Genomic DNA, 20183 nt, shown 5'->3' with positions numbered 1-20183 from the left:
CCAATGCCGAAATGATCTTTTGTGAGAAATGTTCAGCACTGAAGGAGAACTGCGTATTTCATCGCGGAAACGATGGGCAGGCCGAATACGGATGTGAGGCGCGACACGAGTGCATCGCGCGAAGGAGTGGCTTCGGGGTTCACCGCGTCGAAGGGTGCGAGTAACTCGAACGCGAGCCGGTCGGCAGCTTCTTCGGCTTCCCAGGTAGCCTCATCGACCACGCGGCCCCAGCGGTCGCGCTCGAGGAAGTGCGTGTGGCTGCCAATTGTGACACCGCGCAGGGCACCCGAAAGGCGCTCGCCGAGCGTCGCCGGGCGGTTCCCGTCGAGCACGTCAAGGATAGCCGGGCCTAAGCGCGCGACGGCCCTCCGGCGCGCGTCTCGACAGTCGCGGAGGAAGTGAGCGAGTTCGTGTGCGAAAGTGAACCGCAGTTCGTTCGCAGATACGGTCGGGTCGATCAGAATCACGCCGATCCCGCGGCGCGCACCAAAGCACCCGTAAAACTGGCGGTCTCCGGCCAGGGCCGCACACGGGACGTTGTGCCGCGCGAATTCTTGAGCGACGGCCGCGGCAGAGAGGTTCGGGACTTCTTTGACGTGCAGGTCCGGGAAGTCCCACGTTACGTCACGCAGATCGCGCGGGAATCCGGGTTCGTGGCCGACTTCGGCCCAGAACCGCGCGGCGAGTTCGAGCACCCAAATTTCCGGGCGCGCGATCACGGGGCGTCACTCCGGTCGCGCGCGGCGAGAACGGCGCCAGCAGGTTCGGTGTTGGTCGCGTCGCGTGCGATCACAGCCGGAACGGGCTTCGCGGCATCCGCAAGCGCCTTCACGTTCAGCCCGAACTTGGTCGCCACACAGGTCACATCTTCACGAAACTCGGTGTTCGTTTCGAGGCGCGGGGCGCGACACAGCCGGACGTGCGCGAGCGTCGCCACATCGCACCCGAGCCGGGCCGCCAGTGCCGCGTCGTCCAGGGACTCGCGCGCGGCGAATTCGGCGAGCCGAAATCCGAGGAAGAATGGTCTGGCCGAGGCCCGTTCCGCGAGCAATTCAAACGGTGTCGGGTTCATGACCGCCCCCCAACTGCGCGCCGCAAGCGCACTTTTACGGTATCTTTGATCCGCTTCACGACTGCCGCCACGTCCGCGCGTGTTACGTCCAGGCCGAGCGCCCGCGCGTAAACGTCCGTGTGGCGCTCGCCCGCGAGAATCAACGTGTAGGTCACGTGCTCGTGCGGCCCGAACGACGCGATCTCATCGACGACTCGCGGGTCGTCCAAACTCGGCGCCTCGACCGGCTCTACACAATTGTTCCCACCCGCAATCGGCTCGTCGACAAATTCGAGCGAACTTTCTCGTCCGCGCCGTCGCGCGTCTCGCGCACACAAGTTGCGTAAATCACCTTCCACGGACATGCGGAGAAATTTGTTAAACGACATGCGCGTGGGATCGTACTGCTGTGGACGCTCGATCACGTTCATGATCGTTTCGGACACGGCACTTGCTCGTATGTCCTCCGCAACGCGGGCGAACGCAATGGCCAGATGGTTGCAGAGAGGCTGAAAATACGTGTCCGCGAAGTCGCGCGGCGCGGTTGAAATGCCGCGCACCATTTCGGTGTGAAGGCGCCGACCTTCGTCTTCACTCGGCCACTGTGGGGTGGGGAGCATACGGGTCTCCTTTCCCAAACACCGTAATCGGAAGAATCCGCCGGCGCCGATGTCGGTTGCGGCGCGTTTTTCACCCGCGGGCACCCCCCAACGCGACTCGGCTCCTGTGTTCACGAGGCTCGAAGCGAGTAAGACAAAGCGCAGCACGTCGCCCCTTATCCTTCGTCGGAGTTGAATCGTGGAGTATGTCAACCTCGGACGCACGGGCACCAAAGTTTCGCGCATCTGCCTCGGCTGTATGACCTACGGCACGTCCAAGTGGCGCCCGTGGGTGCTCGACGAGGAGCCGAGCCGCCCGTTCTTCCGCCAAGCCTGGGAAGCCGGGATCAACTTCTTCGATACCGCCGATATGTACTCCGACGGCGAGAGCGAAGTCGTCCTCGGTCGCGCGCTGCGCGAACTGGCGATTCCGCGCGAACAAGTGGTGATCGCAACGAAGGTATTTCATCCGGTCGGTGCGACGCCGAACGAGCGCGGGCTCTCGGCCAAGCACATCCGGCACGCGATCGACAACAGTCTCAAACGGTTGCAACTCGATTACGTCGACCTCTACCAGATCCACCGCTTCGATCCGTCCACGCCGATCGAAGAAACACTCGACGCGCTCGACGCAGCCGTTCGCGCGGGGAAGGTGCTGCACATCGGGGCGTCGAGCATGTTCGCGTGGCAGTTATCGAAGATGCTCCACGCCTCCGACCGGCTCGGGCTGGCGCGGTTCGTCACGATGCAGAACCACTGGAATCTCGTGTACCGCGAAGAGGAGCGCGAGGTGAACCCGCTGTGCCGCGACGAGGGGCTCGGGCTCCTGCCGTGGAGCCCGCTGGCCCGCGGGTTCCTGGCCGGCAACCGGCGCACGAAGGGCGAGGGCGACACGAGCCGCGCGAAGACGGACGACTTCGCCCACAAGCTCTACTACCAAGACGGGGACTTCACGGTGGTGGACCGCGTGACCGAAGTGGCCCAACGACGCGGGGTGCCCAACGCACAGGTCGCGCTGGCGTGGCTCCTGCACCAGCCGGGCATCACCGCGCCCATCGTCGGCGCGTCGAAGCCGCACCACTTGACCGACGCCATCGCCGCGGCCGAGTTGAAACTGGAACCCGCCGAACTGAAGTCGCTCGAAGAACCGTACCAGCCGCACCCGGTTCTCGGGCACTCGTAACGCTCGTTCTTGGCGGGCTACAGGAGAGCAGCATGCGCGTTGCGGGTCGTAGAGTTCTCGTCACCGGAGCCGGGCAGGGCCTCGGGTTCGCTATCTCGGCCGCGTTCGTGCGCGCGGGGGCGACGGTGATCCTCACCGACCTGAACGCCGACGCGGTCGAATCGGCCCGCGCGAAGCTGAAAGAAACGGGCGGCACGGTCGCGGGGTACGCGCTCGATGTCACGAACGCAGAGCAAGTCGCGGACGTGCGCGCCCGCATTCTTGCGGAACACGGGCGCATTGATGTGCTGGTGAACAATGCTGGCGTGGTGTTCGGCGGCGCATTTTTGGATGTTCCGCTCGCGCACCACATCGTAACCGCCAACGTGAACCTAGGCGGCGTCCTCGCGGTCACGCACGCCTTCCTGCCGGACCTGCTCGCGCAACCGGCGGGTCACATCGTCAACATCGCGAGCGCATCGGCCGTTCTCGCGCTGCCGTTCGGCGCCAGTTACGCCGCGACCAAGTGGGCCGTGCTCGGCTTCTCGGACTCGCTCCGCGAAGAACTACGGTTCCTGGGTCACAAGCACGTCCACGTAACCGCGATGTGCCCGAGTTTCATCGCCACCGGGCTATTCGCGGGCGCCAAACCCGCGTTCGGTACACACTGGCTCACGGCCGAAACGGTCGCGCACGCGGTGGTGCGTGCGGTCGAGAAGCAACAAGAACTCGTGCTCCTGCCGCGGTCGGTGCGGTTCCTCTACAGCATCACCGGATGGTGGCCCCGGAGCTGGTTCCGCGCTGCATGCCGCGTTCTGGGCGTTTCACGCAGCATGACCGACTGGAAGGGCCACACGCCTCCGAAATAACAACCCGTTGCTTCGTTGACTGATGCGTTTGGTTTTTGGTTTGGTGGCACAGGCCAGAGCAGTAGTTGCCATGCTTATGCGGCGGTCGTGGCGGTGGTTGAGTTTGGGTCTCGGGGGCGCCCATCGTTCGCCACTTCTCCGTTGGGTAGGAACATCGTCACCTTATTGTCCTCGCGGTCGCAGTCGCGGTCCTCGTCCCGCGCTTCGTTCGGCTCGTGGTGCTGGTTGGTGGTGCGCGGATCGGCGCGCGGGCGCGATGCCGGCGAACCGGTACCGTGCGTATTTTGACGCCCGTGGTTACGTTGTCCGCTCATTACGGCTTTCCTTCAAGGCGCGCAGGAGCGCGCGCGAAGGGATAATGCGCAACCACGGTGCCGTTACCCGCGGAAGTCGAGGGCCGGTTGGCCGAACTCGCCCAACTTCGGCGTGATACCCAGCCCGGGTACGACCGGCGCCGCGAGTCGACCGTTTTGGCGCTGCGGCGCGCCGGTCGCGATGGACCGCGTGACGTAGCTGTTGAAGTCGGTCGAACTAAAGAGGAACTCCGTCGGCGTACTGTGTGCGAGGTGCGCGATCGCGGCCGTCACGATGTCGCCGCCCCAACTGTCTTCGAGCGTCATCCCGATGCCGAGCGAAACGCAGAGGTCGCGCAGTTGCTTCGTTTTCGTGAGCCCGCCGAGCTTGCTGATTTTCAGATTTACCACGTCCATCGCGCCTTCGGCGTGCCCGCGGACGAGCATGTCGATTCCATCGACCACCTCGTCGAGCACGAACGGGTGATCGGTGTTTCGGCGCACCGCGAGGCACTCTTCGTAAGTGAGGCACGGTTGCTCGATGTACACATCAATGTCGCGCACCGCGCGCACGACGCGGACCGCTTCGTGCTGGAGCCAACCGGTGTTCGCGTCGGCCACCAGGCGGTCGCCCGGTTGGAGCACCGCCGCCACCGCCTTGATGCGCGCGATGTCCGTGTCCGGTTCGCCGCCGACCTTCAGTTGGAACCGGCGGTACCCCTCCGCGCGGTAGCCCGCGACGTTCGCGGCCATCGCTTCGGGCGATTCCTGCGAGATCGCGCGGTACAGGTGGAAGTCGTCGCCGTAGCGCCCGCCGAGCAGCACGCACACCGGCAAACCCGACACTTTGCCGAGAACGTCCCAGCACGCGACGTCCACGGCCGACTTCACATACGGGTGTCCCTTCAGGGCCGCGTCCATCGTGCGGTTCAGTTTGCCCAACTGTGTCGGGTCTTCACCCAACAACTTGGGCGCGAGTTCCTTCAGCCCGGCTCGCACGCCCGCCGCGTAAGCCGGAAGGTACGCCGGCCCGAGCGGACACACCTCGCCGTACCCGGTGACGCCCGCGTCCGTCTCTACCGCGACGACCGTGCTATCGAACACGGTGACGGACTTCCCGCCGGACCACTTGTAGCTGCCCTCGTGGAGCGGGAGATCGACCTGCCACGCAGAAATTCGAGTGATACGCATTGTGCGTTCCTGGTACCGCGATCATCCCGATCGCAAAAGCGAACACGCTTCGGAAGGGTATGGAAATCGGCCCGTTTTGTGAGGTGAACCACGTTCAGCAGTCGGGTTCGGATGCCCGTGACGAGCCGCGACCGCAAGGGAGCGGGAGGCGCTTCCGGTGCGGTCCGCGCGTCTCTTCCTTCCTGCCTCAAACCGTACCCGTGAAGTCTCCGCCCCGCTCCCTTGCGGTCGCGGCTCGTTCGCCCGCTACGGCAATTACAAATCCCAGAGAATGGCGGTCGGGACGACCGCGGCCCCAGGGCACCATTACCCAATCAGTTCGTTGATAACGTGACCGTGAACATCGGTGAGTCGGCGATCGATCCCGTTGTGCCGCACGGTAAGTTTCGTGTGGTCGATGCCGAGCAGGTGCATGATCGTGGCGTGGACGTCGTACACTTCTGTCGGGTTCTTGCGGTCCGCGGGCTTGTACCCGAAGTCGTCGCTCGGGCCGTGCGATACGCCGCCCTTCACGCCCCCGCCGGCGAGCCAGTTGGTGAAGCAGTACGGGTTGTGGTCGCGACCCTTGCCGCCCTGCGACGACGGCATCCGCCCGAACTCGGTCGTCCACAGAACGATCGTGTCTTCGAGCAGCCCGAGGCGCTTCAGGTCCGCGATAAGAGCCGCGGCGCCACGGGCCATGCCGTAGGCGAGCGGGCCGTGGTCGCGCTTCACGTCCTCGTGCGAGTCCCAGTTCCGGCGCGGAAATCCGTTGTCGTTACCGCTCCAGATCTGCACGAACCGCACCCCGCGCTCCAGCAACCGGCGCGCGACCAGGCACTTGCGCCCGAAGTAGTCCGTCTCCTCGGTCCGGTTGATTTCCTTGTCGAACGTCCCCTTCCCGTGATCGAGGCCGTACAGCTTGAGCGTGCGCGCGGTCTCCTTCGAGATGTCGAGCGCCTCCGGTGCCGCGAGCTGCATCTTCGCGGCCAACTCATAACTCTTGATGCGAGCGTCCAGGCGCTCGTCGCCAGCCCGGGTGTCCGCGTGGGTGCGGTTGAGTTGCGCGAGCAGATCGATACCGGCTTTGTCGGAAGCGCGGGTGATGAACTTCGCGCGCTCGTCCGGGAACAGGTCTTCGATGGGCGTTTTTGTGCCGGGGTAGATCGCCGCGCCTTGGTGCTGTGCGGGCAGGAACGCACTGTCCCAGTTCTTGGTGCCGTTGGACGCCAGCCCGCGGTGGTCTGGGAGCACCACGAACGTCGGGAGGTTCTGGTTCATGCTGCCGAGGCCGTAACTCGCCCAGCAGCCCATACCGGGGAACCCGGGGCGGTTGAAGCCCGTCGTCTGAAGCAGCGTGCCCTGACTGTGTACTCCCGTCTTGCCGACCACGTTGTGAACGAACGCCATCTCGTCCACGACGTCACCGAGCGGCGCCACGACCTCGCTCAACTGTTTCGCACACTTCCCGTAGGGTTTAAAGTCCCACACCGGTTTGAGCCACGGTCCCAGCCCGTTTTGGAACGCCTCGACGTGCTCGCCAAAGTTCGCCTCTTTCCCGTGCTGTTTGACCAGTTCGGGCTTGAAGTCGAACAAATCAACATGCGACGCCCCGCCCGCCATGAACAGTTGCACCACCCGTTTCGCCTTGGGCTTGTGGTGCAGCCCGCCGTCGGCACGCGCGGGCGCGTCCGCGAACAGGCGATCCGCGCCGAGCAGCGACGCGAGCGCGATGCCCCCCAACCCGCCGCCCGAATGGAACAGAAAATCGCGCCGGGAGAGCATCGCGGTACCTCAGAACGAGCAAGCGAAGAAACCAATCCGCCGCGGATAAACGCAGATTACGCGGATCTAGACAAAAGACAGATTGGCCACAAAAGAAGACCGAGCAGAGAACAGAGATCAGAAGGCAGAGAACAGAAAACAGGTGAGAAAAAGACAAATCTATCGTCCGGCTGCCGCCTACAGTTCTCTGCTCTCTGCTCTCTGTTCTCTGTTCTCTGTTCTCTGTTCTCTGTTCTCTGTTCTCTGTTTTCTTTTGTGCCCTTTGTGCCTTTTTGTGGCCAATCTGCCTTCTTGTTCTCGGCTTATCTGATCCGCGTAATCTGCGTTTATCCGCGGCGGATTTTTCACACCTTCCTCAATCCACGAAGACGAATTCGTTCAGGTTCAGCACCACGCGACAAGCATTCGCGAGGCCGTGCTCTTTCGCGTAGGCGGCCAGCGCGTCGCGCTCTTGCGCCGTGGGTACGCGGCCGAGGGCTAGGTGGAACGCGGCCGCGACCCGTTCCGCGTCGGTGGCGCCGAGTTTCTCGACACGTAGCGCGAAGTGCTTGGCCATCGCAACCGCGAGCTTGTTGTTCAAGAGCGCGAGTGCCTGTTGCGGCGTGAGTGTTTCGTTCCGCTTCTCGACCGCGAGCGACGGGTCGGCGCAGTCGAGCGCCGCCATGAACGGTTGCTGTTTGGATCGCACAATGAAGCGGTAAACCGCACGCCGGTGGGCCGTTGTGTCTTCGGGGTCGTGAAGGTGGTACTGGTAGTGCGGCGAGTGCTCGGGCTTTTCGACCACGAAGTCGCGGAAGCTCGGTCCGCCCGGTGTGAGGTCGAGCTTCCCGGCGACCGCGAGAATGGAATCGCGCACGGCCTCGGCTTCGAGTTTGCGGCGGTTCTGGCGCCACACGAAGCGGTTGTCGCCGTCCACCTTCGCGTTCGTATCGTTCGAGGTCGAAACCTGTTTGTAAGTAGCGCTCGTCACGATGAGCTTGTGGAGCTTCTTGATGGATTGGTGATCGCGCAATTCCGATGCAAGGTAATCGAGCAGTTCCGGGTGCGTGGGGAGTTGCCCCATTTTGCCGAAGTCGTTGGGCGTGTCCACCAGTGCGCGCCCGAAGTGGTACTGCCACACGCGGTTCGCCATCACGCGCCAGGTGAGCGGGTTGTTCGGATCGGTCAGCCACTTCGCGAGCGCCGCACGCCGGTCGCCTTCGGTGTGGTTCGGCGGGAGGTCGAACTTGCCGATGATGCCGGGGACCGCGGGGATCGCCCCCGGACCGACTTCCTTACTCGGTTTGGTGACGTCGCCGCGCGGGAGCACGTGAATCGGTCGCGGCTTTCCGCCGGCGGTGCCGGTACCGGTGAACGAACCGCTCCCGGTGTGAATCGCACCAATGTACGCGGTCCGGCGCGAACCGGCGAGTTTCACGAGTTCGGCCTCAGTTGTAGCCACATCCGCTCGAAGCGCGGCGAGGTCGGCGACGCCCTTCTCGCCGAGAGCGGCTTTTAGCAGCGCGTCCCGGCGCTCGGTGAGCTTCGCGAGTTCGGCCGCGGAGAGTTTCGGCCCTCCGGGGGCGAGGCCATCCGTGAGGTTGCTCTTGCGCCACCGCGCGGGAGCCTCAATGCTATCGAGCGCGGTCACAGATTTGCCGAGCGCGCGGTTCTTGCCATCAGCGTCGAACGCTTCGAGTTCCGCCAGCGCGAGCATGTAATCGTTCTGTCGCGGTGCCAGTACCGTTGCCGTCACGCGAACGTAGCGCCCGACGCTCCCACCCGCCTTCGCGCTGTACGCGGCCGTGCCGGGCCGCGGAACGTCCTTCGCGGTCTCGTCCGCGAGTGTCGCAACGCCCGTTTTGAAGGCCGCGTCGTCGGACGCTTCAATCCGAAACCGCACCGGGAACCCGAACCCGGCGCCGATGTCGTTGAAGTCGTCGTGACACGGCTTCAGCACGACACGATTGAGTTTCACGCTCTCGCCGAGATCGACCTGCACCCACTTGGCGTCGTCCTGCTTGGAAGCCAGTTGCGAGTGGTAGCCGAACTCCGGCGGCTTAGAATCGCTCGTTGGTTTGGTTGCTTCGCGGAGCTGCTTCTCCAGCGTCTCAAGTTCTGCACCCGCGGCCTTGCGCGCGTTTGCCTCCAGTGATGTGATCCGCGCTCTTGCGGCTTTCTTCTTCGCGTCCAGTTCCGCGCGCTTCGAGGCGATTTTTGGGTCCGCGTCGTAAGTTCTGTCGGTGCGATCGAGGGCCGCAAACACCGCCTGAAGACGGTAGTAATCGTCCTGCGCGATCGGGTCGAACTTGTGGTTGTGGCACTGCGCGCAGTGGACCGTCAGGCCCATGAACGTGCCGATGGTGTTCGCCACGAAATCGTCGCGGTCGAGGTGGCGCGCGATCTTGCCATCGATTTTCGTTTCGGGCACTTCGATGTGACCGATGAAGTCCCACGGACCGGCCGCCAGGAACCCGAGCGCCTCGATACCGTCCACCGTGCCGGGGTGCAGCACGTCGCCCGCGATCTGCTCGGCGATGAACCGGCCGTAGGGCTTGTCCGCGTTCAGCGCGCGGATGACGTAATCGCGATAGGGCCACGCATTCGGCCGCGGCTGGTCCTTGTCGTAGCCGTGCGTCTCGCCGAAGTGGACCACGTCGAGCCAGTGCCGCGCCCAGCGCTCGCCGTATTGCGGCGCCGCGAGCAGCTTATCAACGAGCGCCTCGTAAGCCTTCGGGTTCTTGTCACCCACGAACGCTTCCACTTCCTCCGGTGTGGGCGGCAGCCCGATGAGGTCGAAGTACAACCGGCGAACCAGCGTGCGCCGATCCGCTTCTGCCGACGGCGCCAGTCCTTTCTCCTTGAGCTTCGCGCGGACGAAGTGATCGATCGGGTTCACGTCCGCGGGCGCGGCGGATTTCTTCAGCGGCTTGAAGCTCCACCAGTCCGCCGGGTTCGCGGTCGCCGACCCGTCGTCGGGCCACTTCGCACCGTCGTCGATCCACCGTTGCAGCGTGGCGATCTCGGCCGCGGTCAGTTGCGGCTTCTTCGGCGGCATCCTGCGGTCCGCGTCGTCGCTCGCCACGAGTTGCATCAGCAAGCTGTCCGCTGACTTGCTGGGTGCGATCGCTTTCCCGGAATCACCGCCCTGAAGCGCATCGGTCTTGCGATCGAGCCGCAACCCGCCCTTCGATTTCTCCGCACCGTGACACGAAACGCAGTGCTTCGCGAAGATCGGCTTCACGTCGCGCTCGAAGTCCACCGGTTTGGGCGGTTCGACCGCGAGCGTACCCGTGGGCACCACGAGCAGCGCGGTCATTAGCGCGAAGTGAACGACGAAACGAGAGAGCATTGCGGAACTCCGGGCAGCCGGAAGCGAACGGCGGGAAGTAGGTCTAGCGTACTCGATCGCGAGTGCGTTGACAGCACGAGATTCGGGGCGGTGGGGCACATTCGCTACCCTTCGCCCCGTTCTTGTTGCAGCGGCGGTTCCACGAGCGGTGTGAAGCGGTACAACCACCACGCCCCCGCCGCGCACACGAGCACGCACACGTACAGATCGATCAGCGGGTCCCACGCCGCGCGCGCGGTTAATCCGTGTAGCTTTTCTTGCCGGTCGGTGAACCACCCCACGAACTTCTGAGACACCATCGCCCCGAGCACGCCGGTGCCGTTCGCCAGGCCGAACACCGTGCCGACGTGCTTGCCCGATTGCGGAATGATGACCGACCACCAGTTCGGGAGCGTGAGGTGCATCACGCAGAATGATGCGCCCCAGAAGAGCGCGAGTGACAGCGCGTCGTCACACAGGACGCCCGCGTACAGGCACCCGGCCGCGGCGAGGTACGCGAACACCCCGAGGTGGCGCCGGGCCGCGACCGGGTCGGCCGCGCGCTGCGGGATACGGTCCGCGAGCCACCCGCCGACGAGCATCCCGATCGCCGACCCGCCGAGCACGAGCGACGAGAGCCACCCGGCCTCTTTGTTGTCCACGCCGCGCGCGTCGCGGAGGTACGTCGGGAGCCAGCCGTAGAAGAAGTACGTGAAGAACGCGCCGAGGACCATGATGAGGCTGAGAACGATGATCCCGCGGTTGGTCAGAATCGCCCGCCACGGCACCGGTCCCGGGTCGAGGGCGGGCGGGGCTTCTTCTGCGTGGATGCGCGCGAGTTCCGCTTCGTTCACACTTTTGTGCTGCGCGGGGTCGTTACGGAACCACAGCCAGAAGCCGACCGCCCACACGATCCCGAGCGCGCCGAACGAGAAGAACGCCCAGCGCCAGCCGGCCGCATCAATGAGGTACGCGGCCCCGGCCGGCGCGATCACGGCGCCGATCTGCGCGAACGCGAGCATGACGCCCTGCACGCGGCCCCGTTCGCTGTGCGGGAACCAGCGCGACATCACCTTCGCCGCACTCGGGAACGCCCCCGCTTCCGCCGCACCGAACAGGAACCGCGCGACGAGTAACGTGACGAGCCCGGTCGCGAGCCCCGTGAGCGCGGTGAACGCGGACCACACGAGCACGATCCCGCCGAGCACGGACCGCGGGCCGAGCTTGTCCCCCAACCGGCCGACGGGCACCGCGAACAAACCGTAGGCCAGCGTGAACGCGGCCATCACGTCGCCCATCTGGTTCTTGGAAAGACCGAGATCATCACAGATCGGCTTTACCGCCTGCGACATGCAGATGCGGTCGAGGTACAGAATGGCGGCGAGCCCGCAGAGCCACGCGGCAACAACGAACCGCGCCCGCGTCGGCGGCTGATCGGAGGTTTCAAGATCCGGTGACGGCATGACAGCGCTGCGAGGGAGGGCGGGATTCGCACCAGTGTAACGAGGATGTGGGGAGGAAGGTGCGGAAATGTCGGGCGAAGGACGTCCGGGATTCTTGTAGTTCGGGATTGGCACGCGGCCCAGATTGTTTGCCTTCTACAGCCGGTTTTGTCGGCGGATTGCAAATGTGGGTTGTAGGTTGGCTTCGGATTTTTGCCCTCTCCCTTGTGGGAGAGGGTGGTGAGGATTTGCGAGCCAGGTGAGTGACCATCCGCGATGAATCGCTTGCCGATCCTGCAGCCGCGCGCTCCGATCGGCTCACGCGACCGGCACCCCAACTCGGGCCGCTCGAACCGCCGGAGCCGCGCCCCCCGGATCGACGGCAGCAACTCGTCCTTGGCCTTCCACACCGCGCGGGACGCGATCGCGTCCTCGAGCCCCTTCTCGGTCTCACCGATCTGCCGCAAGCCACTCACGATGGGCCTCCAGGGACCGCCGAACGGTCCGGCCGGCGCCAGCCGGTTCCGTTCCACCGTCCACACACCCACCTTGGCCGTCGCCTTGGATAACCGTCTCGGCCGCCGCCCGCGAACATTACTGGCAAATGGCCGAGGACCACTACCTGAAGGCGGCGCAGAATCCGGCGCACGAAGTGGCGCAAAAAGCGGCTCAGTCAGGAGTGGACGTAAAAGAACCGGAGCGGACAGAATCGGCCGAAGTGCTTGAAGATCAAGCGCCCCAGCCGAATCTGTCCGCTCCGGTCACGTTCCGTCCGAACGTTCAGATGACCCTATCGGGATTTGAACCCGAGTTTTGGCCTTGAGAGGGCCACGTCCTAGGCCACTAGACGATAGGGCCGCATTCTAATGGTTTTTTAGGCAGTCGAGCGGTCGGCGTCAAGGGACAGCGCAAAGCCCGTCAGGGCCGTTTCGTGGTGCGGGCATTTTTGTCTTGTGCGTCTCTATCGTTTCGGCGCGCCGAGGGCGCATCGCACATAAGCGGTGCCGGTTGCTTTCTTCGCATCTTCACGTCGCGCGCTCTTCCAACTTCGCACAATAACTTCGCTCCCACATCTCTACACGCACGAGGTCGGAACATGCGTGGGCAATCTCTGTTAGCGGTCGGGACACTCCTGATCGCGTGCGCCGGACTGTTCGCGGTCGATCCCCCTGCAAAAAGCGAACAAAAGGCGGAATCGAAGCCGCTCGAGCGCGTGCTGCCGGGGCTGCGCAAAGACGGGTCCGTGCAACTCCCGAACCAGTGGTCGTTGCGGCCCGCGGGCCGGCACATCGAAGCCGGCGACTTCCCCGTCAACATCGCGATTCACCCGACCGGTGAGTTCGCTGCGGTGCTGTGTGCCGGGTTCGGCCCGCACGAAATTCTCATCATCGACCTCAACCCGGAGCGCACCCGGGTGCTCTCCCGCGTCCAGATTAATCAGGCGTTCTACGGCCTCACCTGGAGCGTCGATGGGAAGCAAATCTGCGCGAGTGGCGGTGAAGACGAAGTCGTTCACGTTTTCGACTTCGACAAGGGCTATCTGACGAAGGGCAAGCCGCTCGACGTGAGCGTGCCGAAGCGCAAGGGCGTGGTCGGTGGGCTCGCCTTCGACCCCACGGGCAAGGATCTGTTCGTCGCGGTGCCGTGGGCCGATGCGGTGGTCCGCGTGCCGCTCGTGAACCCGGAAAACAAGAAGGTCATTCCGTTCACTCCAGAACAGTTCAAGAAGGAACCCAATAAAGGAGAACCGCCCAGCCCGCCGGACGGTCGCAAGGAGGAGAAAACGAACGCGAAGACCCAGGACGAACCGGAGGGGGCCAAAGATCCGCAAGTGTACCCGTATGCGTGCCTCGTGGAGCCGGGCGGCAAGCGGTGCTTCGTCAGCTTGTGGGCACGGGCCGGCGTCGCAGTAATCGACCTCGAAAAGAACCAGGTCGTCGCGACGTGGGCCACCGCGGAGCACCCGACGGAGATGGTGCTGTCGCCGAAGGGCGACGCCCTTTATGTTGCGTGCGCGAATTCCACGAAAGTGAGCGTGATCGACCCGGCGACCGGTCAGGGGCTCCAGACAATCAACTGTGCCCTCTACCCGAACGCGCCCAACGGGAACACGCCGAACAGTCTCACGATGACGCCCGACGGCCAGATGCTCTTCGTCGCCAACGCGGACGCGAACAACCTCGGCGTGTTCACCATCGCCGACCGCACAAAGGCCGTGTCACTCGGGTTCATCCCGACCGGGTGGTACCCGACCAGCGTGCGCTACAACCCGACCGACAAGCAGCTCTACGTCGCCAACGGGAAAGGGTTGTCGTCCAAGGCGAACCGCGGCGGGCCGAACCCGCTCGTTCCCTTCGCGCGCAACCTGAACGAGTACATCGGGCAGTTACTCAAAGGCTCTCTCGCCGTCATGAAGTTGCCCACCCCGGAGCAAATGGCAACGCACAGCAAGACCGCGTACTCGTGCAGCCCGTACCTCCAGGGCGGCGCGGTGCGGGCCGATGCCGTGGAAGCGGGTAACCCGATCCCCAAGAAGCTCGGGGACGCCAGCCCGATCAAGTACTGCATCTACGTCGTGAAGGAGAACCGCACCTACGATCAGGTGTTCGGGGACATCAAGGAGGGCAACGGCGATGCCTCGCTGTGCCTGTTCCCCGAAGCGGTGACGCCGAACCACCACAAACTCGCGAAGCAGTTCGTTCTGCTCGACAATCTGTACGTCGATGGCGAGGTGTCGGCCGACGGCCACGAGTGGACGATGGGCGCCTACGCGACCGACTTCGTGGAGAAGATTTGGCCGCTGAGCTACCGCGGCGGGAAGATTTTCGGCTACCCCAGCGAGGGCGCGAAGGACCTCATCGCCCGGCCGAGTGGCGGGTACCTGTGGGACAAGTGCGCGGAAGCGAAGGTCAGCTACCGGACTTACGGCGAGTGGGTGACCAACGGGAAGCGCAGGCCGGACGGCGGGTTCGAGGACGGCACGCCCTCGGTGCCCGCGCTGAAGGACAAGATCGACCCGAAGTTCCGCGGGTACGATCTCGAATACACGGACGTGAAGCGAGCGGAGCGATTCATCAGTGAGGTGAAGCGGTTCGAGGCGGCGGGCGAGATGCCGAAGATGCAGGTGATTCGCCTCCCGAACGACCACACGGCCGGGACGAAAGTCGGCGCACCAACCGTGACCGCGATGGTCGCGGACAACGACCTCGCGCTCGGGATGGTGGTCGAAGCCGTCAGCAAGAGCAAGTTCTGGAAGGAAACGGCGATTTTCGTGATCGAGGACGACACGCAGAACGGTCCCGACCACGTGGACGCGCACCGCTCCGTGGCGCTCGTGATCTCGCCGTACACGAAGCGCAAGTCCGTGGACAGCACGCTGTACTCGACCACGAGCATGCTGCGCACGATGGAACTGATCCTCGGCGTGCAGCCGATGAGCCAGTTCGACGCGGCTGCGCGGCCCATGTACAACTCGTTCACCGCGAAGCCCGACCTGAGCGGCTACGCGCACGAGGTGCCGAAAGTGGACCTCAACGAGAAGAACAAGCCGGGCGGGTTCGGCGCTGTGTGGATGGAGAAACAGAACCTCGCGAAGGAAGACACGCTGGACGATCTGCTGTTCAGCGAGATCATCTGGAAGGCCGTGCGTGGGGCGAAGAGCTCGATGCCGCCTCCGGTGCGGGCCGCGTTCTTCGTGCCGCTCAAGGCCCCGAAGAAGGACAAGGACGACGACGACGATTGATTCGGGGCCGGCGCGGGGCGTTTCCGGGTAGCCAGAGGTGGGACGACGGCGTAACTTCTGGCGCACCGGTACAACGCAACTCGCAGCAAGGGCGAATCATGTTCCTCGGGATCGAGATCGGCGGAACGAAGCTCCAGCTCGGTTTGGGGCACGGCGACGGGCACATTGCCGCGCTGTGGCGCGGAACCGTGAACCCCTCGGAAGGCGGTGAGGGGATTCGCAAGCAAATCGTCGCGGCCGTGCCAGAACTGTTCGCGAAGGCCAACACCGATCCTGGCACCTTAAAGGGTGTTGGTATCGGCTTCGGCGGCCCAACAGACGACCGCAGCCGGACGGTCATCAAATCACATCAAATTCAAGGCTGGGACGGCTTCCCGCTCGCGGATTGGGTCAGCGATCTGGTCGGCGCGCCCGCTGTGCTGTGCAACGACGCGGACGTGGCCGGTTTGGGCGAAGCGCTGTTCGGCGCGGGGAAGGGGCTGTCGCCGATCTTCTACATCACGGTCGGCACAGGCGTTGGTGGCGGGCTCATCATCGACGGCCAGATCTACCGCGGCGTCGGAAGAGGGGCCGCGGAGATCGGGCACCTGAAGGTGCGAGACTGGCGAGAGTACAGTGAGCTAGCAATTACGGACCTCGAAGAAGTCGCTTCGGGCTGGGGGATTGCTAACAACATGGGCGAACATCTCGCATCAGAAGTCGAGGCTCGTAGTACGTCGCTGTTAGGTGAAATTCCGCGTAAAGCATTGACAACAAAGCATGTGGCAGATGCCGCGCAACGCGGAGATAAGCTCGCGGCTGATGTCCTCAATTGTGCAATTGGTTCCATTGCAGAAGCTGTCAGCCAACTGATTACATTGCTTTGCCCGCAGCGTATTGTGATCGGCGGCGGGGTTTCCCTGATGGGTGAAGAGTTGTTCTTTGCCCCACTTCGCCGGATGGTCGAAGAACGAACCTTCTCCCCCTTCGCCGGGCTGACGGACATCGTGCCGGCGGCGCTGGGCGAAGAGGTGGTGATCCACGGCGCGCTGGCGTTGGCGCGACAGAAGCTCGGTGGGTAAATTGCCCCTACGAAAGAAAGCAAGAGGAGGGGGTATGTCCACCGCCACACCAGGCGCTGTGACAAAGTTGACGACCGCCGACGAGTTCTGGGAGTTCGTCCACCGCCCGGAGCACGAGTCGCGCTCGTTCCACCTCATCCGCGGCACGGTTGTCGAAGACGCGCGCCCAGAACGGCCGCACGGCGTTGTTGTTGCCCGGCTCGGCTCATTTCTCGAAGAGTACGCGCGGCACGTCCGCTTTGGGTACGTCGTCACGGCATCCGGTGTGATCCTGGCTCGGAATCCGGCAACCGTTCTGGGACCGGACGTTGCATACTTCACAGACGCGAACAAGTTCGAGGATATGCACCCCAAATGGGGAGAGGTGCCTCCGGTTCTGGCGGTCGAGATTTCGTCGCCGAACGACCGCCCGGGGCGCATGAACGCGAAAATCCAAGAGTACCTGACGAACGGCGTGAAAGTCGTTTGGCAGATCGATTACGAAGAGCGGAACGTCACCGTGTACCGCCCGAACAAGACGATGGAGGTCGTGCGCGAGAGCGACGAGCTAACCGGCGGGGACGATCTGCCCGGACTGGTCATCAAAGTCGCGGACATCTTCAAACTGCCCGGGGACCGCCATCCGCCCCCACCTACTTCTCCGCCGCCCGCCACGTAAACTGACCACATGGTTCGTATCAAGATTTGTGGTGTCACGACCCCCGAGGCCGCGCGCGGTGCGGCCGAAGCCGGGGCCGACGCGGTCGGGCTGAATTTCTACCCCCAATCCCCGCGGTTCGTCTCGCCGCAGCAGGCAGCGGGCATTGTTCGCGCGCTACCGGCGTTCATCGCGCCCGTCGGCGTGTTCGTGGGGATGCAGTTGCGGCAGGTGTGCGCGGTCGCGTTCCAGTTGGGGTTGCGCGGGGTCCAGACCTACGACGAGCAACCGCCGGATGATAACACCTTTCCGTTCGCACACGTCCCCGCGTTCCGGGTGAAGGACCGGGCCGGACTGGATCACGTCCGGCGGTTCGTGGACACCGCCCGGGCGCTCAATCGGGAGCCGTCGGCGGTGCTGATCGACTCGCACGTTCCGGGGCAGATGGGCGGCACCGGGCACGTGGCCCCGTGGAACCTCCTGAAAGGGTTCGACGTCGGTGTACCTATCATTCTTGCGGGGGGGCTGACCCCGGAGAACGTCGCGGAGGCGATCGCGGTCGTGCGCCCGTGGGGCGTCGATGTCGCCAGCGGCGTCGAAAGCTCGCCCGGCGTGAAAGATCCCGATAAGGTGGCCCGGTTTGTGAAGAACGTGCGTACCGGGTCCGAATCAGTTTTCACTTGACTTGCGCGCGGTTTCCCGTTGCGTAAGTACAGTCCGCTCTTACAATATGCGGCGCCAGGGCGGCTCGCGGCCCACGACCGGACATACCCTACGGAAGCCCGGCATGAGCACCGGATACTGGCTCGGCGTCGACCTCGGCGGAACCAAAATTCTGGCCGGCCTGTTCGACGACGACCTCAAACTACTCGCACGCGCCAAGCAACCGACGTCCGCGGGCGGCGGCCCGACCGGGGTCGTCGCTAACATCGTGAAGGCGGTCGACGAGGCCGTGCGCGCGGCGGACGTCGACCCCAACAAGATCCGCGGGATGTGCATCGGCGTCCCGGGGCAGATCGAGCTGGGCACCACGCGGGTGAAGTTCGCGCCCAACCTCGACTGGCGCGACGTGGACGTGAAGCCGCTCCTGCCCGCGTCGTGGCAGTGGCCGCTCGTCGTCGAGAACGACGTGCGCATGGGCACCTACGGCGAGTTCGCGCACGGGGCCGCGAAGGGCGCCCGGAACGTCCTCGGCGTGTTCGTGGGCACCGGCGTCGGCGGGGGGATGATCCTCAACGGCGAGCTGTTCACCGGGTTCAACGGCAACGCGGGCGAGATCGGGCACCTGATCGTTCACTGGCGCCGGGGCACCGAACTCGAGGGCATCGCCGGCCGCAAGTACATGATGAAGCGGGCGAAGGAAATTCTGGACGACGCGCCCAAGCGCGTGCGGAAGGAATGGAAGGGCGTGGACCTGAGCGGGGTTCGCAGCTCGCAGCTCGCGGAGTACTACCAGAAAGACGACCCGGTCGCGGTGCAACTGGTGGACGACGCGGCCCGCGCGCTCGGGGCCGCGCTCGGCGGTCTGGTGAACTTCATCAGCCCGCAGGTGATCGTGGTCGGCGGGGGCGTTACCGGGGCACTCGGGGACACGTTCATCGAGCGCATCTGGGAAATCGCCCAGCGGTACGCGCTGCCCGGCGCCGCGACCGGCGTGAAGTGCGTGTCGGCCCAACTCGGGGACGACTCCGGCATCGTCGGTTGTGCGGCCTACGCTAAAGCGCACCAGCCCGGCGCCGAACCCGCGCCGGGCCAGCCCGATTCGACCGAAGTGGTGCAACGCGAAGCGATCTGACCCTCCCTTTACACTAATAAGGCGGGGTACGCCCCCGCTCAAGTTCGCATGAACGCAGACTGGCGCACACGGTACGATCTGGCCATCGACGCGGCCCACAAAGCGGGCGACCTCGCCCGGACGTACTACGAAACCACTTTTGAAGTTGAGCACAAGGCCGACAGTAGCCCGGTCACCATCGCCGACAAGTCCGCCGAGAAGTTGATCCGCGAGGCCGTGTCCGCCGCGTTCCCCGCGGACGGGTTCCTGGGAGAAGAGTTCGGGAACCAGCCCGGCACGAGCGGGTTCCGGTGGGTCATCGACCCCATCGACGGGACCAAGTCGTTCATCCGCCACGTGCCCATTTGGGCCACGCTCATCGGCCTCGAGTACCGGGGCGAGCAGATCGGCGGGGTGGTGTACATTCCGGTGTTCGGGATGACCTACCGGGCGCTCCGCGGCGACGGCGCGTACCACAACGAGCGCCGGATTCGCGTGTCGGACGTGTCCACGCTCGCGGAATCCTCGCTGTGCTACTCCAGCATGGGCTGGTTCTCCCGTGCCGGGCGCGAAAAGGTCTTTCACGACCTGTACGGTAAAACCAAGCGCCAGCGCGGGCACGGGGACTTTTACGGCTTCGTCCTCGTGGCCGAGGGCGCCGCGGACATCATGCTCGAACACGGCGTGAATCCTTGGGACGTGGCCGCGACCAAGCCCATCGTGGAAGAGGCCGGCGGTATGTTCACCGACTGGACCGGCGTCCCGACGATCCACACGCCCGACGTGCTCGCGACCAACGGCAAGCTGCACGCGACCGTGGTCGAAATGCTGCGCGGGTAGTGTTCAGTGGACTCGCTGCGCAAGAGGTGTTGGCTCGGACGAACTTCGGCGGGGCGAACGCGCCGCCGAGAATCCCGTCGATTCCGTAAGCCTTTAGTCCGGTTTCAGGCTCCCTGTTAGCGAGCCGCTCGCGTGTCGACTCACACTTCCCAGATTTCGACCCGGTACCCTTCGTGCCAGAGGCGGATCGCGACCCGTCGGGCTTCGGCGTGGAGCGGGTACGTGCCGTGGAGCTGCCAGCCCGAGCCGCGCTGAACGAACACTTTGAATTGGCGCTGGGGTCGTGTCGGCGGGGCAATGTCGGTGGCCGCCGAAATCGCGCTCGGTCCGACCAGAGTGGCGACCGCGACTGCCAGAATGAGTTTGCGGAGCATAGCCCTTCTCCTCATCAGATCGAATCCCGTTCGATCCTCGCGAAGAGAACGCAATACCCCCGCTTCATTGCGCG

General features: G+C 64.5%; 16 protein-coding genes and 1 tRNA gene. 8 read left to right on the top strand and 9 right to left on the bottom strand.

Features of this window, described 5'->3' with window-relative positions:
• Positions 1-32: 32 nt before the first annotated feature.
• Genes J8F10_RS17040 through J8F10_RS17030 form a run of 3 tightly spaced genes read right to left on the bottom strand, consistent with a single transcriptional unit; the run spans position 33 to position 1671 of the window.
• The gene (locus J8F10_RS17040) at positions 33-719 is read right to left on the bottom strand and encodes an ImmA/IrrE family metallo-endopeptidase (RefSeq protein ID WP_210655604.1); all 687 of its coding nucleotides are present in this window, start codon (positions 717-719) and stop codon (positions 33-35) included.
• The gene (locus J8F10_RS17035; RefSeq protein ID WP_210655602.1) at positions 716-1072 is read right to left on the bottom strand and encodes a hypothetical protein; all 357 of its coding nucleotides are present in this window, start codon (positions 1070-1072) and stop codon (positions 716-718) included. Before J8F10_RS17035 ends, J8F10_RS17040 begins: the two co-directional genes overlap by 4 nt.
• Entirely contained in the window at positions 1069-1671 is a 603-nt protein-coding gene (locus J8F10_RS17030; RefSeq protein WP_210655600.1) for a sigma-70 family RNA polymerase sigma factor, read from the bottom strand. Before J8F10_RS17030 ends, J8F10_RS17035 begins: the two co-directional genes overlap by 4 nt.
• 178 nt (positions 1672-1849) lie before the next feature.
• On the opposite strand from J8F10_RS17030, the gene J8F10_RS17025 reads away from it, so the two are divergent.
• Entirely contained in the window at positions 1850-2833 is a 984-nt protein-coding gene (locus J8F10_RS17025; RefSeq protein ID WP_210655598.1) for an aldo/keto reductase, read from the top strand.
• 32 nt (positions 2834-2865) lie between these two features.
• On the top strand, positions 2866-3681 hold the full coding sequence (locus J8F10_RS17020; RefSeq protein ID WP_210655596.1) for an SDR family NAD(P)-dependent oxidoreductase: 816 nt from the start codon (positions 2866-2868) through the stop codon (positions 3679-3681).
• Positions 3682-4058: 377 nt separating this feature from the next.
• Here J8F10_RS17020 and J8F10_RS17015 read toward each other — a convergent pair whose 3' ends face one another.
• The 5 genes from J8F10_RS17015 to J8F10_RS16995 form a co-directional block, all read right to left on the bottom strand.
• Positions 4059-5165 carry a cis-3-hydroxy-L-proline dehydratase gene (locus J8F10_RS17015; protein WP_210655594.1) on the bottom strand — a complete coding sequence of 369 codons (1107 nt, stop codon included), beginning with the start codon at positions 5163-5165 and terminating at the stop codon, positions 4059-4061.
• A 306-nt stretch (positions 5166-5471) separates the two neighbouring features.
• Complete coding sequence (locus tag J8F10_RS17010) at positions 5472-6929, bottom strand: DUF1501 domain-containing protein (protein ID WP_210655592.1); 1458 nt, start codon at positions 6927-6929, stop codon at positions 5472-5474.
• Positions 6930-7284: 355 nt separating this feature from the next.
• Positions 7285-10260, bottom strand: a complete 2976-nt coding sequence (locus J8F10_RS17005) for a DUF1553 domain-containing protein (RefSeq protein ID WP_210655590.1) — start codon at positions 10258-10260, stop codon at positions 7285-7287.
• 104 nt (positions 10261-10364) lie between these two features.
• The gene (locus tag J8F10_RS17000; protein WP_210655588.1) at positions 10365-11702 is read right to left on the bottom strand and encodes an MFS transporter; all 1338 of its coding nucleotides are present in this window, start codon (positions 11700-11702) and stop codon (positions 10365-10367) included.
• A 764-nt stretch (positions 11703-12466) separates the two neighbouring features.
• A tRNA-Glu gene (locus J8F10_RS16995) sits at positions 12467-12539 on the bottom strand.
• Positions 12540-12777: 238 nt separating this feature from the next.
• On the opposite strand from J8F10_RS16995, the gene J8F10_RS16990 reads away from it, so the two are divergent.
• From J8F10_RS16990 to J8F10_RS16965, 6 genes are all read left to right on the top strand, one after another.
• Complete coding sequence (locus J8F10_RS16990) at positions 12778-15423, top strand: bifunctional YncE family protein/alkaline phosphatase family protein (RefSeq protein WP_210655586.1); 2646 nt, start codon at positions 12778-12780, stop codon at positions 15421-15423.
• 98 nt (positions 15424-15521) lie between these two features.
• On the top strand, positions 15522-16484 hold the full coding sequence (locus tag J8F10_RS16985; protein ID WP_210655584.1) for an ROK family protein: 963 nt from the start codon (positions 15522-15524) through the stop codon (positions 16482-16484).
• Positions 16485-16518: 34 nt separating this feature from the next.
• Complete coding sequence (locus J8F10_RS16980) at positions 16519-17142, top strand: Uma2 family endonuclease (RefSeq protein ID WP_210655583.1); 624 nt, start codon at positions 16519-16521, stop codon at positions 17140-17142.
• A gap of 9 nt (positions 17143-17151) precedes the next feature.
• The gene (locus tag J8F10_RS16975; protein WP_210655580.1) at positions 17152-17805 is read left to right on the top strand and encodes a phosphoribosylanthranilate isomerase; all 654 of its coding nucleotides are present in this window, start codon (positions 17152-17154) and stop codon (positions 17803-17805) included.
• A gap of 103 nt (positions 17806-17908) precedes the next feature.
• A complete protein-coding gene (locus J8F10_RS16970; protein ID WP_210655578.1) occupies positions 17909-18916 on the top strand; it encodes an ROK family protein in 1008 nt (335 codons plus the stop codon).
• Between the two features lie 48 nt (positions 18917-18964).
• Positions 18965-19735 carry an inositol monophosphatase family protein gene (locus J8F10_RS16965; protein WP_210655576.1) on the top strand — a complete coding sequence of 257 codons (771 nt, stop codon included), beginning with the start codon at positions 18965-18967 and terminating at the stop codon, positions 19733-19735.
• Between the two features lie 140 nt (positions 19736-19875).
• Here the strand turns inward: J8F10_RS16965 and J8F10_RS16960 are convergent, their stop codons facing one another.
• Positions 19876-20109, bottom strand: a complete 234-nt coding sequence (locus J8F10_RS16960; RefSeq protein WP_210655575.1) for a hypothetical protein — start codon at positions 20107-20109, stop codon at positions 19876-19878.
• Between the last annotated feature and the right edge of the window lie 74 nt (positions 20110-20183).

It is taken from the genome of Gemmata palustris (assembly GCF_017939745.1).
Lineage (GTDB): Bacteria > Planctomycetota > Planctomycetia > Gemmatales > Gemmataceae > Gemmata > Gemmata palustris.
This window is presented reverse-complemented; position numbering and strand designations above follow the sequence as displayed.

Bases quoted from the DNA above. Each gene is read 5' to 3' on its own strand.
- J8F10_RS17035 (WP_210655602.1), bottom strand. From the start codon at position 1,072: ATGAACCCGACACCGTTTGAATTGCTCGCGGAACGGGCCTCGGCCAGA.
- J8F10_RS17030 (WP_210655600.1), bottom strand. From the start codon at position 1,671: ATGCTCCCCACCCCACAGTGGCCGAGTGAAGACGAAGGTCGGCGCCTT.
- J8F10_RS17020 (WP_210655596.1), top strand. From the start codon at position 2,866: ATGCGCGTTGCGGGTCGTAGAGTTCTCGTCACCGGAGCCGGGCAGGGC.
- J8F10_RS17015 (WP_210655594.1), bottom strand. From the start codon at position 5,165: ATGCGTATCACTCGAATTTCTGCGTGGCAGGTCGATCTCCCGCTCCAC.
- J8F10_RS17010 (WP_210655592.1), bottom strand. From the start codon at position 6,929: ATGCTCTCCCGGCGCGATTTTCTGTTCCATTCGGGCGGCGGGTTGGGG.
- J8F10_RS17005 (WP_210655590.1), bottom strand. From the start codon at position 10,260: ATGCTCTCTCGTTTCGTCGTTCACTTCGCGCTAATGACCGCGCTGCTC.
- J8F10_RS17000 (WP_210655588.1), bottom strand. From the start codon at position 11,702: ATGCCGTCACCGGATCTTGAAACCTCCGATCAGCCGCCGACGCGGGCG.
- J8F10_RS16990 (WP_210655586.1), top strand. From the start codon at position 12,778: ATGCGTGGGCAATCTCTGTTAGCGGTCGGGACACTCCTGATCGCGTGC.
- J8F10_RS16985 (WP_210655584.1), top strand. From the start codon at position 15,522: ATGTTCCTCGGGATCGAGATCGGCGGAACGAAGCTCCAGCTCGGTTTG.
- J8F10_RS16980 (WP_210655583.1), top strand. From the start codon at position 16,519: ATGTCCACCGCCACACCAGGCGCTGTGACAAAGTTGACGACCGCCGAC.
- J8F10_RS16975 (WP_210655580.1), top strand. From the start codon at position 17,152: ATGGTTCGTATCAAGATTTGTGGTGTCACGACCCCCGAGGCCGCGCGC.
- J8F10_RS16970 (WP_210655578.1), top strand. From the start codon at position 17,909: ATGAGCACCGGATACTGGCTCGGCGTCGACCTCGGCGGAACCAAAATT.
- J8F10_RS16965 (WP_210655576.1), top strand. From the start codon at position 18,965: ATGAACGCAGACTGGCGCACACGGTACGATCTGGCCATCGACGCGGCC.
- J8F10_RS16960 (WP_210655575.1), bottom strand. From the start codon at position 20,109: ATGCTCCGCAAACTCATTCTGGCAGTCGCGGTCGCCACTCTGGTCGGA.